Source organism: Quadrisphaera sp. DVD1 (assembly GCF_058932755.1).
Window position 1 is genome coordinate 1 of the sequence record NZ_JBZYWI010000025.1, and the last position, 14622, is coordinate 14622.

13 protein-coding genes are annotated in these 14622 nt (G+C 76.3%); 6 read left to right on the top strand and 7 right to left on the bottom strand.

Annotated elements, in window-relative coordinates:
• The first annotated feature begins 175 nt into the window (after nt 1-175).
• Entirely contained in the window at nt 176-2116 is a 1941-nt protein-coding gene (locus AC5FZL_RS04660) for an ABC transporter ATP-binding protein (protein WP_493617399.1), read from the top strand.
• Nucleotides 2117-2128: 12 nt separating this feature from the next.
• Here the strand turns inward: AC5FZL_RS04660 and AC5FZL_RS04665 are convergent, their stop codons facing one another.
• Nucleotides 2129-2380 carry a hypothetical protein gene (locus tag AC5FZL_RS04665; protein WP_493617400.1) on the bottom strand — a complete coding sequence of 84 codons (252 nt, stop codon included), beginning with the start codon at nt 2378-2380 and terminating at the stop codon, nt 2129-2131.
• A 157-nt stretch (nt 2381-2537) separates the two neighbouring features.
• Here AC5FZL_RS04665 and AC5FZL_RS04670 point away from each other — a divergent pair, with 157 nt between their 5' ends.
• The gene (locus tag AC5FZL_RS04670) at nt 2538-3275 is read left to right on the top strand and encodes a DUF8817 family protein (RefSeq protein WP_493617401.1); all 738 of its coding nucleotides are present in this window, start codon (nt 2538-2540) and stop codon (nt 3273-3275) included.
• A gap of 5 nt (nt 3276-3280) precedes the next feature.
• On the opposite strand, the gene AC5FZL_RS04675 is transcribed toward AC5FZL_RS04670, so the two are convergent.
• The 5 genes from AC5FZL_RS04675 to AC5FZL_RS04695 form a co-directional block, all read right to left on the bottom strand.
• Nucleotides 3281-3562, bottom strand: a complete 282-nt coding sequence (locus AC5FZL_RS04675; RefSeq protein ID WP_493617402.1) for a hypothetical protein — start codon at nt 3560-3562, stop codon at nt 3281-3283.
• Nucleotides 3563-3606: 44 nt separating this feature from the next.
• A complete protein-coding gene (locus AC5FZL_RS04680) occupies nt 3607-3993 on the bottom strand; it encodes a VOC family protein (RefSeq protein ID WP_493617428.1) in 387 nt (128 codons plus the stop codon).
• A gap of 32 nt (nt 3994-4025) precedes the next feature.
• Entirely contained in the window at nt 4026-4709 is a 684-nt protein-coding gene (locus tag AC5FZL_RS04685; protein ID WP_493617403.1) for an LON peptidase substrate-binding domain-containing protein, read from the bottom strand.
• Between the two features lie 39 nt (nt 4710-4748).
• Nucleotides 4749-5609, bottom strand: a complete 861-nt coding sequence (locus AC5FZL_RS04690) for an NAD-dependent epimerase/dehydratase family protein (RefSeq protein ID WP_493617404.1) — start codon at nt 5607-5609, stop codon at nt 4749-4751.
• 75 nt (nt 5610-5684) lie between these two features.
• Complete coding sequence (locus tag AC5FZL_RS04695) at nt 5685-8642, bottom strand: FAD-binding and (Fe-S)-binding domain-containing protein (protein WP_493617405.1); 2958 nt, start codon at nt 8640-8642, stop codon at nt 5685-5687.
• 220 nt (nt 8643-8862) lie between these two features.
• Between AC5FZL_RS04695 and AC5FZL_RS04700 the strand changes: the two genes are divergently transcribed.
• From AC5FZL_RS04700 to thpR, 4 genes are all read left to right on the top strand, one after another.
• Nucleotides 8863-10236, top strand: a complete 1374-nt coding sequence (locus tag AC5FZL_RS04700; RefSeq protein ID WP_493617429.1) for a sugar porter family MFS transporter — start codon at nt 8863-8865, stop codon at nt 10234-10236.
• Between the two features lie 25 nt (nt 10237-10261).
• Nucleotides 10262-11590, top strand: coding sequence for a histidinol dehydrogenase (gene hisD / locus AC5FZL_RS04705; RefSeq protein WP_493617406.1), 1329 nt, complete (start codon nt 10262-10264; stop codon nt 11588-11590).
• 134 nt (nt 11591-11724) lie between these two features.
• Nucleotides 11725-13206 (top strand): NCS2 family permease, encoded by a 1482-nt coding sequence (locus tag AC5FZL_RS04710; RefSeq protein WP_493617407.1) that lies wholly within the window; start codon nt 11725-11727, stop codon nt 13204-13206.
• A 1-nt stretch (nt 13207) separates the two neighbouring features.
• A complete protein-coding gene (gene thpR / locus AC5FZL_RS04715; protein WP_493617408.1) occupies nt 13208-13750 on the top strand; it encodes an RNA 2',3'-cyclic phosphodiesterase in 543 nt (180 codons plus the stop codon).
• A 3-nt stretch (nt 13751-13753) separates the two neighbouring features.
• Here thpR and AC5FZL_RS04720 read toward each other — a convergent pair whose 3' ends face one another.
• Nucleotides 13754-14494, bottom strand: coding sequence for an ANTAR domain-containing protein (locus AC5FZL_RS04720; protein ID WP_493617409.1), 741 nt, complete (start codon nt 14492-14494; stop codon nt 13754-13756).
• Between the last annotated feature and the right edge of the window lie 128 nt (nt 14495-14622).

Here is a 14622-nt window from a genome sequence, read left to right on the forward strand (position 1 = left end):
GCGCGGCGGCCAGGTCGCTGAGCCGCAGCCCGTCCGCCCGACCGACCGAGCGCAGCGCCCGGGCGTGGTGGGGGGACAGGCCCCACGGCTCCAGCACGCCGCCCACCCGCCGCCGCAGCGTGCGGGCCGCGCGCATCAGCAGGTCGGCCAGGGGCGCCTCGTCGCTCACGGGGGAATGGTAGCGGTCGGTGTGGCGTTACCTCACTGTGAGGTAACCTCACCAACTCGACCTCGGAAGGACGTGGTCCCCACGGACGACACCTCCTCGCACCCCCAGCCCCCCGGCGCCGAGCGCGGGGGCCGCAGCGGCCGCCGCGTCGACCCCGCCGACCGCGCCCAGCTCGAGCGCTCCCCGGTGCCGCTGCGCCGCGTCGCCGCCCTCTTCGCCCCCCACCGCTGGCAGGTCGGCGTCGTCGTCGCCCTCATCGTCGCCTCCTCGGCCATCGGCCTGGCCACGCCCTTCCTCGTCCGGCTCGTCATCGACGACGCGCTGCCGCACCAGGACCTGCCGCTCCTCGCCTGGGCCGTCGGCGGCATGGTCGCCGTCGCCGCCGTCACCGCGCTGCTCGGCGTCGTCCAGACCTGGCTGTCGACCACCGTCGGCCAGCACGTCATGCACGGCCTGCGCACCGGCGTCTTCGCCCACCTCCAGCGCCAGTCCCTCGGCTTCTTCACCCGCACCCGCGGCGGGGAGGTGCAGTCGCGCCTGACCAACGACATCGGCGGCATGCAGTCGGTGGTCACCTCCACCGCGACCTCGCTCGCCGCCAACGCCACCACCGTCGTCGGCACCGCGGTGGCCATGGTCGCCCTCAGCTGGCGCCTGTCGCTGCTGTCCCTGCTCGTCCTGCCGCCCGCCGTCCTGCTCACCCGCCAGGTCGCGCTCGCGCGCCGGAGCATCACCGCCGCCCGCCAGCGCCGGCTCGCCGACCTGCAGACGCAGGTCGAGGAGGGCCTGTCGGTCAGCGGGGTGCTGCTGGGGAAGACCCTGGGCACCGGCCCCGCGCAGTCGCAGCGGTTCGCCGAGACCTCTGCCGACCTCGTCGCGCTGGAGGTGCGCAGCCAGCTCGCGGGCCGCTGGCGGATGGCGTCCATGAGCATCGTCTTCGCCGGGATCCCGGCCCTGATCTACCTGGCCGCCGGCCTGCCGGCCACCTCCGGCGGCATGACCATCGGCACGCTGGTCGCCTTCACCGCGCTGCAGGGGGCGCTGTTCCGCCCGCTCATGGGCCTGCTCGACGTGGGGGTGCAGCTGACCACGTCGATGGCGCTCTTCAGCCGCGTCTTCGAGTACCTCGACCTGCCCGTCGACATCGACGACCCGGTGGCGCCGGTGCCGCTGGACCCCGAGACCGCGCGCGGGGAGGTGCGGTTCGAGGGCGTGGGGCTCACCCACCCGGACGCCGTCCGCCCGGCGCTGAGCGGCATCGACCTCACCGTGCCGGCGGGCACCACCCTCGCGCTGGTCGGCGAGACCGGCGCGGGCAAGACCACGCTCGCCTCCCTCGTCTCCCGCCTCGCCGACCCCACCACCGGCCGGGTGCTCCTCGACGGCGTCGACGTGCGCGACCTGTCCCTGGACACCCTCTCCCGCCTCGTCGGGGTGGTCTCCCAGGAGACGTACCTCCTGCACACCACGGTGCGCGAGAACCTGCGCCACGCCCGCCCCGGGGCGAGCGACGCCGAGATCGAGGACGCCGCGCGCCGCGCCCAGGTGCACGGCCTCATCGCCGCGCTGCCCGACGGCTACGACACCGTCGTGGGCGCCCGCGGACACCGCTTCTCCGGCGGGGAGAAGCAGCGCCTGGCCCTGGCGCGCACGCTGCTGCGCGACCCGAGGGTGCTCGTGCTCGACGAGGCGACCTCGGCGCTGGACAACGAGACCGAGCGGGCCGTGCAGGCCGCGCTGGACGAGGCCAGCCGCGGCCGCACGACGATCACCATCGCGCACCGCCTGTCGACCGTCCGGGACGCCGACGCGATCGTCGTCCTGGACGGCGGGCGGGTCGCCGAGCGCGGGACGCACGAGCAGCTCGTGGCCGCCGGCGGCCGCTACGCGCGCCTGGCCGGTCGCGCCCGCGAGGACGCCGAGCGCGGGGCCGCGCTGCCGGCCTGACCCGGGCCGGCCTCAGCGGGTCCCGGGGTGCTCCGGGCCGGTGTCACCGGGGACGGCCCCCTCGGCGTCGTCCTCGGAGATCAGGACGCCGTCCAGCGGGTTCCCGGCGGCCGTGCCGTCGGGGCCCTGCGCGTCGCGGGCGTCGAGCGCCTCGGGAGGGACGCTCCGCCCACCGGCCCGGGCGGTGCCGGGGTGGCGGTCGCCCTCGGCCGAGCGGTCCTCGGCGTTGTCGCTGGGGTCGACGGTGTCGAGCTCGTCGCGCACGGGTCCTCCTGGTGGGTCGGGGCGTGCCTGCTCCGCGAGCCTGCGCCCCTGCGCGCCGGAGGGCGAGCCGGAGCGGTGCGTGCGGGAGGTCCCCCAGGAGGGCGCACGCGGCCCCGGGACCCTGGACCGCGGCCCCGCGGGTCGCCACAGTGGCGCGATGGTGGGAGAGCGCACGTACCCGGTGCTGTCGTGCCCGGACCTCGGCGAGGCGGTCGCCTTCTACGAGGCCCTCGGGTTCGTGCGGACCTTCCACCAGGTGCGCCCGAACCCCTACGCGGTGCTGGCCCGGGACGACTGGGCGGTGCACCTCGTGGAGGTCCAGGGCCTCGACCCCACGACCTCGCTGAGCAGCGTGGTCGTCGTCGTCCCGGACGCCGAGGCGCTCTACGCGGACTTCGCGCGCGGCCTGCGCGAGCGGTACGGCCGGCTGCCCTCGGTCGGCGTCCCGCGGATCCTGCGGCTGCGCCGCAAGCAGGGCACCGCGACGGGGTTCACCGTCGTCGACCCCGGGGGCACCTGGCTGCGCGTCTACCGGGCGGGAGCGGCGGAGGACGCCGAGGGCGAGGACCAGCCGGCCGGTCGCAGCACCGGTCTGGCCCGCGCCCTCGAGGTCGCCGCGCGCCAGGGCGACGCCCGAGGGGACGACGTCCAGGCCCTCGCCGTGCTCGACCGCGCCCTGGAGCGCCACCACGACGCCGCGCCGGTGGACCGCGTGCGGGCTCTGGCCTACCGGGTCGAGCTGCTGGTGCGCACCGGGCGCACGAGCGAGGCGGCGGCCGAGCTCGCCCGCGCCTGGGAGCTGAGGCTGTCCGTCGGCGCGGCCGACGCGGTGACCGCCGACCTCCTCCACGCCGAGGAGGTGCTCGCCTCGGCCCCCGGCGACGGGCGGGCGTGAGCCGGTCAGCCCCGGTGCTGGCGCTCGCCCGGGACGTCGAGGACGTCGCCCAGGCCGGGGTCGCCGCCGCTCTGCTCCTGCGCCGCGTCGGAGTCGGGGCGGCCCTCGAGCTCCGGGTCGTCGGAGTCCTCCGGGCCGGCCGAGCGCTGCGTGGCGTCGGCGGCGCCGATCACCCCGGAGCGGTCCACCGCGTCCTCGGGGTCGGCGGTGCCGTAGGGGTCCTGGCGCTCGGTGACGATCGGCTCGCTGCCGGCGCCGAGGACGCCGTCCTGCTCGGGACTGGTCATGGGCGTGAGGTACCCCGGTGCCGGGCCCAGCACACCCGGCCCGGTCAGAAGGCGTCGCCGGTGCGCCACGGCATCTGCTGCAGGGTCAGGGTGTTGCCGTCGGGGTCCTCCAGCGAGGCGTGGAGCACGCCGCCGCCGACGTCGTGCACCGCGCCCACGGCCACGCCGCGGCCGACCAGCTCGGCCCGGGCCCGCTCGACGTCGTCGACGACGAGGTGCAGGCCCCTGACCGACCCGGGCGGGGCGTCGTAGACCGGCAGGCCGGTGCCCAGCCCGATCGAGCACGCCGAGCCCGGCGGCGTCAGCTGCACCACCCGCACGCCGTCGGCCGGGCGCACGTCGACGTCGACGACGAACCCGAGCTGGTCGGCGTAGAAGGCCTTGGCCCGGTCGACGTCCGTGACGGGGACCGGCACGAGCTCCAGCTTCATCTGCACGCGCTGCGCGTCCACGGGCGCTCCTCTCAGTTGGGGCTGACCTCGACGGAGCCCAGGTCCTGCGCGGGGAGCGAGCGCAGCGCCGGGATGAGCACGGCCTCGCGGGCCAGCAGGTGCCGCTCGCGCCGCAGGCGGGTGGCGGTGTCCGGTACCTCCAGCAGCCGCTGGCGCTCGGGCAGGTCCAGCACCATGCCGGCGGCGACGAGGTAGGACAGCACCGCGGGCTCGGCCGGGATGCCCCCCGGCAGCCCGGCGGCGGCGATGCCCAGCCGGTCGCGGTACGCCGTCCAGCCCTCCGCCACCGACGCCGCGAGCCCGGACAGGCCTGCGGCGTCCACGCCCTCGCCCGCGGGCTCGGCGAGGGCGCTGACCAGGCCGGTGAGGTACGGCGTGCCCGCGGCCTCGTCCAGCCCCTCGAGGCGGAACCGCACGGCGCCGGACGTCACCATCTCGTAGGTGCCGTCGCCGGTCTCGGTCACCTCGCGCACGACCGCGGTGCAGCCCACCGCGTGCAGCGCCGCGGCGTCGTGGGCGGTGCCGGCGTCGCGGCCGCTGCGCAGCGCGACCACGCCGAAGGCCCGCTGCTCCTCGGGGAGCGCCATGAGGTCGCGCACCAGCGCCACGTAGCGGGGCTCGAAGACGGTCAGCGGCAGCACCAGGCCGGGGACCAGGACGGTCCGCAGCGGGAACAGCGGCAGGCGCTCGCTCACCGGGCCCACCCTAGGCGGGCCCGGGGCCGGTGGCCCGGCTCAGCCGCGCCAGCCGTGCTCCGGCTCGAAGCCCAGCACCCGCCGGGCCTTGTCGATCGAGAGCAGCGTCTCGTGGCCGGTGACCTCGCGGGCCAGCGGCACGTCGGGGAAGACCTCGGCCAGCAGCTCCGCGCTCGGCCGCTCCATCACGGTGTCGGCGTTCGCGACGATGAAGACGTCGGCGCCCGTCGCGTCGAGCTCCAGGGCCCGGCGCACGGCCTGGGCGCCGTCACGGGCGTCGATGTAGCCCCACAGGTTCCAGCTGCGGGCGCGGGCGTCGTCCTGCCACCCGGTGAAGGCCGCGTAGTCGTGCGGCTCCATGACGTTGGAGAACCGCAGCCCGATGATCTTCATCGCCGGCTCCCAGCGGCAGAGCTGGCGCGCCATCTCCTCCCCGAGGTCCTTGGACAGGGAGTACGAGGTCTCCGGGCGCGGGGCGTACTCCTCGTCGACCGGCGCGTACGGCGGCGGGGTGGTGAACGGCAGGCCGAGCACGGTCTCCGACGAGGCCCAGACGACGTTGGTGATCCCCGCGGCCCGGGCGGCGGTGAAGACGCTGTAGGTGCTCAGGGTGTTGTTGGCGAAGGTCGCGGCGTCGGTGGTCATCCCCGGCGCGGGGATCGCCGCGAGGTGGACGACGGCGTCCACGCCCGCGCGGTGGTGCTCGTCGACGCCGGTCATCAGCTCCAGCACCTGCCCGTGGTCGCGCAGGTCGGCGCGCAGGAAGCGGTAGCGCGGGCCGGCCGGGGCGTCGGGGGAGGGGAGCGCGTCGACGTTGAGCACGTCGTGGCCGTGCTCGACGAGGTGGCGCACCACCGCGCGCCCGAGCTTGCCGCTGCCGCCGGTCACGAGGATCTTCACCCGCCCACCCTCATCGTGATCATGGGATGCCGCCACCCGGCGCGGGTGGCGGCATCCCCTGATCGCGATGGGCGGTCAGTCCTCGGGCAGGGCGGCCGCCAGCAGCTCGACGAGGTGCAGCGGACGGCGTCCGGTGAGGTTGTCGCTCTGGGTGCGGCAGGAGAACCCGTCGGCCAGCACCGGGACGTCGGCCGCGGTGCGCTCCAGCCCCGGCAGCAGCGCGTGCTCGGCGACCTTGACCGAGACGTCGTAGTGCCCCTGCTCGGCGCCGAAGTTGCCCGCCAGGCCGCAGCAGCCCTTGAGCACGTCGGGGGTGATGCCCGCCCTGGCCATGAGCGCCTCGTCGGGGCTGAAGCCCATCACCGCGTGGTGGTGGCAGTGCGGCTGCACGAGCGCCGCGGTGTCCAGGCGCGGCGGCACCCAGTCGGGGCGCTGCTCGGCGATGAGCTCGGCGACCGTGCGCACCCGCCCGTGCAGGGCGCGGGCGCGCGGGTCGTCGGGCAGCAGCCGGGCGGCGTCCTCGCGCAGCAGCGCCGTGCAGCTGGGCTCGAGCCCGACGATCGGCACGTCCGCCGGGCCGGCGCCGGCCGCCCCGGTGGCCCGGGCGGTGGCCTCCTCGAGGGCGTCGAGGGAGGCGCGCAGCTGGCGCTTGGCGCCGTCGAGCTGCCCGGTGGAGACCCAGGTCAGCCCGCAGCAGACGCGGCGCTGCGTGATGGTCACCTCGAAGCCGAGGTGCTCCAGCAGCTTCACCGCCGCCTGCCCCACGGCCGGGTCGAAGTGGTCGGTGAACGTGTCGACCCAGAGCACGACCGGGGTGCGCCGGGCCGCCGCCGCGCTGGACGGCGTCCGCCCGCGGAACCAGCCCCGGAAGGTCTCGGGGGCGAAGCGGGGCAGCGGGCGGCGCTGGTCCACCCCGCCGACCGCGCGGGCCACGTGCGCGGCGCCGGGCACGGCCAGCAGCCCGTTGACCACCCGCGGGGCGAGGGCGGCCAGGCGCGACCAGCGCGGCAGCCAGCCGAGCAGGTAGTGGTTCATCGGCCGGCGGCGGCCGGCGTAGTGGTGGTCGAGGAACTCGGCCTTGTAGGTGGCCATGTCGACCCCGGCGGGGCAGTCGATCGCGCAGCCCTTGCACGACAGGCACAGGTCGAGGGCCTCGTGGACCTCCTCCGACCGCCAGCCGTCGGTGACCAGGGTGCCGTTGGCCATCTCCTGCAGCAGGCGCGCGCGGCCGCGGGTGGAGTCCTTCTCGTCGCCGGTGGCGAGGAAGGAGGGGCACATCACCCCGCCGGAGTCGGCCCGGCACTTGCCCACCCCCACGCACCGGTGCACCGCTCGGGTGAGGTCGTCGCCGTCGGCCGGGTAGGCGAACTGCAGCGGGCCGTCGCCGCCGGTCGCGCTGCGCCGCCCGATCGAGACGGCGGTGCGCGCGTGCGGCACCCGCAGGTCGGCGTCCAGCGGGCGCGGGCGCACGATCACGCCGGGGTTGAGCAGGTCGTCGGGGTCGAAGACCGCCTTGACCTCCTCGAAGGCGGTGATCGCCTCGGCGTCGTACATGAGCGGCAGCAGCGCGCCGCGGGCCCGCCCGTCGCCGTGCTCGCCCGACAGCGACCCGCCGTGCGCGGCGACGAGGGTCGCGGCCTCGGTGAGGAAGGCCTTCGTCGCTGCCGCGCCGCCGGCCTCGGAGAGGGGGAAGTCGATCCGCACGTGGATGCAGCCGTCGCCGAAGTGGCCGTAGGCCAGGCCGTCGACGCCGTGAGCGGCCATCAGGGCCTCGAACGCGCGCAGGTAGGCGCCCAGGCGCTCGGGCGGCACGGCGGCGTCCTCCCAGCCCGGCCAGGCGGGGGAGCCGTCGGGGGAGCGGCCGGCGAGGCCGGCGCCGTCCTCGCGGATGCGCCACAGCTGGCGGGCCTGCGCCGCGGTGGGCACGACGACGGCGTCGAGGGCCGGGCCGGCCAGAGCGTCGGCCACGAGGGCGGCGGCCTTGGCGTCGGCCTCGCCCTGGTCGGCGCCGCCCACCTCCACGAAGAGCCAGCCCTCGCCGCTCGGCAGGCCCTCGACGGCGCGGCCCTTCGCGCGCACCACGTCGACCAGGCGCCGGTCGATGCCCTCCACCGCCAGCGGCAGGTGGGTGAGGAGGCCAGGCGTCGCGTCGGCAGCGGTGGCCATGTCGGGGTACCCCAGGACGACGAACGCCGTCGCGGGCGACTCGCGCACGAGCTTGACCCGCGCGGCGAGCATCGTGGCCAGGCTGCCCTCGGAGCCGGTGAGCAGGCGCGCCAGGCGGGTGCCGGCCGGGCCGGAGCCGCTGGGGGTCTGGTGCTCGGGCAGGAGGTGCTCGAGGGCGTAGCCGGAGACCTGGCGCCCGAACGTGCCGAACTGGGTGCGCACCAGCCCGAGGTGGGCCGAGGCCACCGCGGCGAGGTCGGCGGACAGGTCCGCCGGCGGGGCGTCGGTCCAGAAGCGGCGGCCCCGGCCGTCGAGCACCTCGAGGGCGACGACGTTGTGGCTGGTGCGCCCGTACGCCAGGGCGTGGGAGCCGCAGGCGTCGTTGCCGATCATCCCGCCGACGGTGCAGCGGGCGTGGGTGGAGGGGTCGGGGCCGAAGCGCAGGCCGAACGGCGCGGCGGCGCGCTGGAGGTCGTCGAGGACCACGCCGGGCTCGACCAGCGCCGTCTGCGTCTCGGGGTCGATCTCCAGCACCCGGTTCATGCGCCGGGAGAAGTCGAGGACGACGCCCGGCCCGATCGCGTTGCCGGCCACCGAGGTGCCCGCGCCGCGCGAGGTCAGCGGGACGCCGAGCTCGCGGCAGACGCCGAGGACCGCCTCGACGTCCTCGGCCGTGCGCGGGAAGACCACCGCGCGCGGGACGACGCGGTAGTTGGAGGCGTCGGTCGTGTACTCCGCCCGGCGCCGGGAGCTGGCGTCCACCTGCGCGGCGCCGCCCTCGCCCAGGGCGGCGGCCAGCGCGGCCACGAGGGCCTCGGCGGACGGGGCGGGGCTCGCGGCGTCGGAGCGGTCGAGCTGCACGGTCACGGAGGAGATCCTCCCAGGCGCGACCGACGCTCCGGCGGTAGCGTCCGCGACGCCCCTCCGGGGCGCCTGCGCCACCCCCTGCGCCACCCCCTGCGCCACCCCCCAGCCCCGCCGACCGCGGGGAGCCGCGAGCCGTCGACGAGGAGCCCCCGTGAGCCCGGTTGGAACCGCACCGTCCGAGCCGGGGCGGCCCGCCCAGGCCGACCGGGTGCGCGGCCCGCTGCTCGCAGCGGCGGTCGTCTCCGCGATCTCGGCGCTGCTCTACGGCTACGACACCGGGATCATCTCCGGGGCCCTGCTGCAGATCAGCCGCGACTTCGACACCGGTGACGGCTGGGAGCAGGTGATCGCCGCGAGCATCCTCGCCGGGGCCGTCATCGGCGCCCTGGTGTGCAGCCGGCTGTCCGAGCGCTGGGGACGGCGGCGCACCGTGCTGACGATCGCCGCCGTCTTCGCCGTCGGCGCGCTCGCCTGCGCCGCCGCGCCGAGCCCGCTGCTGCTGTCCCTCGGCCGGATCGTCCTCGGCACCGCCGTGGGCGGGGCCACCCAGACCGTGCCGATGTACGTCGCCGAGCTCGCCCCGCCGAAGATCCGCGGCCGCCTCGTGCTGACCTTCCAGGTCGGCATCGGCGTGGGGATCGTCATCTCCACCATCGTCGGCGCCACCGAGGTGGTCCCGTGGCGGGTCTCCATCGGCAGCGCGGCCGTGCCGGCGCTGATCATGTTCGTGCTCATGCTGCGGCTGCCGGAGAGCCCGCGCTGGCTGGTGGAGAACGGCGAGGACGACCGGGCGCGGGAGGTGCTGGGCCGCATCCGCGGGGAGCACGCGGACACCGAGGCTGAGCTGCGGGAGATGCACGAGCTGGACCGGGCCGAGCGGTCGGCCAGCGCCGACGAGCAGGGCTGGCGCGGGCTGCGCCAGGTGTGGGTGCGCCCGGCGCTCGTCGTCGGCTGCGGCATCGCGATCTTCACCCAGCTCAGCGGCATCGAGATGATCATCTACTACGCGCCGACGATCCTCACCGACAACGGCTTCTCCGAGACCGCCGCGCTGCGGGTCAGCGTCGCCCTCGGGGTGACCTACCTGGTGATGATGGTCGTCGGGCTCTCGATCGTCGACCGGGTCGGGCGCCGCCGCCTCACCCTCGTGATGATCCCCGGCGCCGCGGCGGCCCTGGCCGTGCTCGGGCTCCTCTTCGTCACCGGCAACAGCGGCCGCGGCAGCACCCCGTTCATCATCGCCTGCCTCGTCGTCTTCATGTTCTTCAACGCCGGCGGCCTGCAGCTCATGGGCTGGCTCACCGGCTCGGAGATCTACCCGCTCGCCGTCCGCGGGGCCGGCACCGCCGCCCAGTCGGCGGCGCTGTGGAGCACCAACCTCCTCATCACCCTGACGCTGCTGTCGATCATCAACGCCGTCGGCGTCGGGCAGACCATGTGGCTCTACGCCCTCTTCAACGTCGCCGCGTGGATCTTCGTGTGGCGCCGGATGCCCGAGCTCACCGGCCACAGCCTCGAGGACATCGAGGGGCGCCTGCAGGCGGGGCGGTTCAGGCCCGCCGACTTCCGGGAGCCCGAGCCCGCGAGGCGGTGAGCGGCGCGCGCCTACGCTGGGCGCCATGATCCGACGGCTCGACCTGCGCGGCCAGACCCTCGACGCCCGCGAGCTGCGCGGCCGCCTGCCGCGCGCCGCGCTCGACGTGGAGGCCGCCGTGGCCGCCGTCCGCCCGATCGCGGACGACGTCCGCACCCGCGGCGCAGCGGCCCTGCGCGACCTCGGCGAGCGCTTCGACGGCGTCCGGGTCGAGCACCTGCGGGTGCCGGCGCAGGCGCTCGCCGACGCGCTCGCCGCCCTCGACCCGGCGGTGCGGGCGGCGCTGGAGGAGTCCGTCCGCCGCGCCCGGCTCGTCCACGCCGACCAGCGCCGCACCGACGTCACCACCACCGTGGTGCCCGGCGGCACCGTCACCGAGCGGTTCGTGCCGGTGCAGCGCGTGGGCCTCTACGTGCCCGGCGGGGTCGCGGTCTACCCCTCCAGCGTCGTCATGAACGTCGTGCCCGCCCAGGAGGCCGGCGTCGAGTCCCTCGCCGTCGCGAGCCCGCCGCAGCGCGAGCACGGCGGCCTGCCCCACCCGACGATCCTCGCCGCGTGCGCGCTGCTGGGCGTGGAGGAGGTCTACGCCGTCGGGGGCGCCCAGGCGATCGCGATGTTCGCCCACGGCGCCCGCGAGAGCGACGGCCCGGACGCCGGGGCGCTGGTCTGCGCGCCCGTCGACGTCGTCACCGGGCCCGGCAACGTCTACGTCGCCGCCGCCAAGCGGCTGCTGCGGGGCCTCGTCGGCATCGACTCCGAGGCGGGCCCCACCGAGATCGCCGTCCTGGCCGACGACAGCGCCGACCCGGTGCACGTGGCGGCCGACCTCGTCAGCCAGGCCGAGCACGACGTCCTGGCCGCCGCGGTGCTCGTCACCGACTCCACGGCGTTCGCCGACGCGGTGGACGCCGAGCTGGAGGTCCTCGTCGCGGCGACCCGGCACAGCGAGCGGATCCGGACCGCCCTGACCTCCGAGCAGTCCGTCGTCGTCCTCGTCGACGACCTCGACGCCGGCCTGGCCGTCGTCGACGGCTACGGCGCCGAGCACCTGGAGGTGCAGACCGCCGACGCCCGCGAGCGCGCCGCCCGGGTCCGCAACGCCGGCGCGGTCTTCGTCGGGGCGCACAGCCCGGTCTCGCTGGGGGACTACTGCGCCGGGTCCAACCACGTGCTGCCCACCGGCGGCTCGTGCGCGCACACCGCGGGGCTGAGCGTGCAGACGTTCCTGCGCGGCATCCACGTCGTCGAGTACTCCCGCGAGGCGCTGCAGGACGTCGCCCCCCACGTCGTGGCGCTCGCGCAGGCGGAGGACCTGCCCGCCCACGGCGAGGCGGTCACCGCGCGCTTCCGCTGATCCGCGGGCCCGGCTGCGGACGCTGCGTGACGCGGCGGTCACGTCCGCCCCGGATCGGCCCTCGCGGGCCCCAGGGCCGTCGCTGACCTGGGATGCTGTGCCGCGCCCCCCCTGCACCTGCGTCGAGGAGCGTCATGGCCACCGCGCCCACGTCCCACCCCGATGGCCCAGCCGCCCCGCGCGCCCCGCGCAGCGGGCTGGACCGCTACTTCTCGATCTCCGCGCGCGGCTCGTCCGTGCAGCAGGAGGTCCGCGGTGGCATCGCCACCTTCTTCACGATGGCGTACATCGTCGTCCTCAACCCCCTGATCATCGGCACCGCCGCGGACGTCGACGGCCGCGTGCTCGGCGTCCCGGCGGTGGCCGCGGCGACCGCCCTCGTCGCCGGCGTCATGACGATCCTCATGGGCGTCTACGGCCGCTACCCGTTCGCCCTGGCCGCCGGCCTGGGCCTCAACGCCTTCCTCGCCTTCGGGATCGCCTCCCAGATGACGTGGTCCGAGGCGATGGGCCTGGTCGTCGTCGAGGGCCTGGTGATCACCCTCCTCGTGCTCACCGGCTTCCGCCGGGCCGTCTTCCACGCCATCCCCGCCGAGCTCAAGACGGCGATCAGCGTCGGCATCGGCCTCTTCATCGCGCTCATCGGCTTCGTGGACGCCGGCTTCGTCCGCACCCCGGCCGGCGGCGGCACGCCGCTGGAGCTCGGCGTGGGCGGCAGCGTCCAGGGCTGGCCGACGGTCGTCTTCGTCATCGGCCTGCTGCTCACCACGGTGCTCGTGGCCCGCCGCACCCGGGGGGCGATCCTCCTCGGGATCGTCGTCACGACCGTGCTGGCGATCGTCGTCGAGGCCGTGGCCGGCGTCGGTGGCCGCACGACCGCCAGCGGTGACGCCAACCCCTCGGGCTGGAGCCTCATCGTCCCGGCGTGGCCGGACCAGGTCGCCCAGACCCCGGACCTGTCGCTGCTCGGCGACGTCGACCTCTTCGGCGGCTTCGCGCGGGTCGGCCTCGTGGCCGCGGTGCTGCTCGTCTTCACCCTCATGCTCGCCGACTTCTTCGACACCATGGGCACCGTCGTGGGCGTCGGCGCCGAGGGCGGCCTGCTCGACGAGCGGGGTGAGCTGCCCGGCGTCCAGCGCGTGCTCGTCGTCGACTCCGTCGCCGCGGTCGCCGGCGGCCTGGCCTCGACGTCCTCGAACACCACCTACGTCGAGTCCGCCGCGGGCGTCGGCGAGGGGGCGCGCACCGGCCTGGCCAGCGTCGTGACCGGCGTGCTGTTCCTGCTGGCCGTGTTCTTCACGCCGCTGGTGCAGGTGGTGCCCTTCGAGGCGGCCACGCCGGCGCTGGTCGTCGTGGGCTTCCTCATGGTCACGCAGGTGCGCAGCATCGACTTCTCGGACTACACGATCGCGATCCCGGCGTTCCTGACCATCGTCGTCATGCCGTTCACCTACTCGATCGCCAACGGCATCGGCGCGGGCTTCGTCTCCTACGCCCTCATCGCCGTGGCCACCGGCAGGGCGCGCCGCGTGCACCCGCTGCTGTGGCTGGTGGCGGCGCTGTTCGTCATCTACTTCGCGATCGCCCCGATCCGCTCGGCGCTCGACTTCGTCTGACGTGCGCCTGTTCGCCGCGGTGGTGCCCCCGCCGCACGTGCTCGACGGCCTCGCCGAGGCGCTCGGGCCCGTGCGCGCGGGGGCGCCGTCGTCGGTGCGGTGGACGCCGCGCGAGCGCTGGCACCTGACGCTGGCCTTCTACGGCGAGGTGGACGACGCCCGCGCGGGCGAGCTGGCCGAGCGCCTGGCCCGCGCCGCGGCGCGCCACCGCGCGCCGGTCCTGTCCCTGGGCGGCGCGGGCCGGTTCGGCCAGCAGGTGCTGTGGGCGGGCGTGCACGGGGACGTCGAGGTCGTCTCCCGGCTCGCGGCCTCCGCCGCCGCGGCCGGGAGCCGGGTCGGCGCGGCCGTGGAGGACCGCTCCTACCGCCCGCACCTGACCGTCGCGCGCTCGCGCGGCGGTGAGGACCTGCGCCCGCTCGTGGCGGCGCTGGAGCCGTGGGCGGGCCCGGGGTGGACCGCGGAGGCCGTGCACCTCGTGCGCAGCACCCTCGGCGCCCAGCCGGTCCACGAGGTGCTCGCCTCCGCGCCGCTGGGCGCGCTCTAGGCCTCAGCCCGCGGCGCTGCGCTGGGCGGCGCGCACGGTGCGCGCGGCGACCTCGGCGAGGTCCGTGCAGGTCGCGCGCGCCTGCTCCTGGAGGAACTCGGCGGCGTCGTCGGGCGTGCAGCCCAGCCGGGCGACGAGGACGCCCTTGGCCTGCTCGACCAGGGCCTGGCGGTCTCCCACCGGGAGCACCTGGCGCGGGGGGCGCGACAGCGCCACGGCGGCCGCGGCGGCGAAGATGCGGGCCACGCCCAGGGACCGCTCGTCCTGGCCGGAGCCGGAGAAGCCGTAGAGGTTCAGCGCCGCGCCGCCGACGCCGGCCGCGGGCACCCCGATCGAGGCGCTGCGCTGCAGCCCCACGTCCCAGGCCACCGCGGCGAAGTCGACGTAGTGGCTCTCGCGGTCCAGGCGGGGCAGCCGCACGGTCGTGCCGGACCGGGCGGCGTCCAGGCAGGGGCCGCTGCCGCGCTGGTACTGCCGCTCGTCCAGGCGCGCGGCGAGGTCGCTCGTCGCGGCGAGCGTGCGGGCCCGTGAGCCCTCGAGCACGGTGAGCGAGGCCTCGTCCGCCCCCGGGACGGCTCCCTGGGCCAGCGCGACGATGCGGGACAGGGCCGCGGCCAGCGGGAGCTCGTCGAAGTGCATGCGGGAGAGCTCGGCCAGCGCCGCCTGGACCGCGGGCGACCACCCGAGCGGGCTGGCGGGTCCGGGTCGAGACGGCGGCGGCTCGACGGCGACCAGGGTGTCCACGGGCTTCTCCTCGAGGGGAGGACGAGCGGCCGCACCTCTGGACCAGGGGGTGACTCTAGGAGCGACTCGGGGTGATCGCCACTCGTGACCGCGGGCCGGAGCAGCGGCGGTGCGGCTCCGGTGCGCGG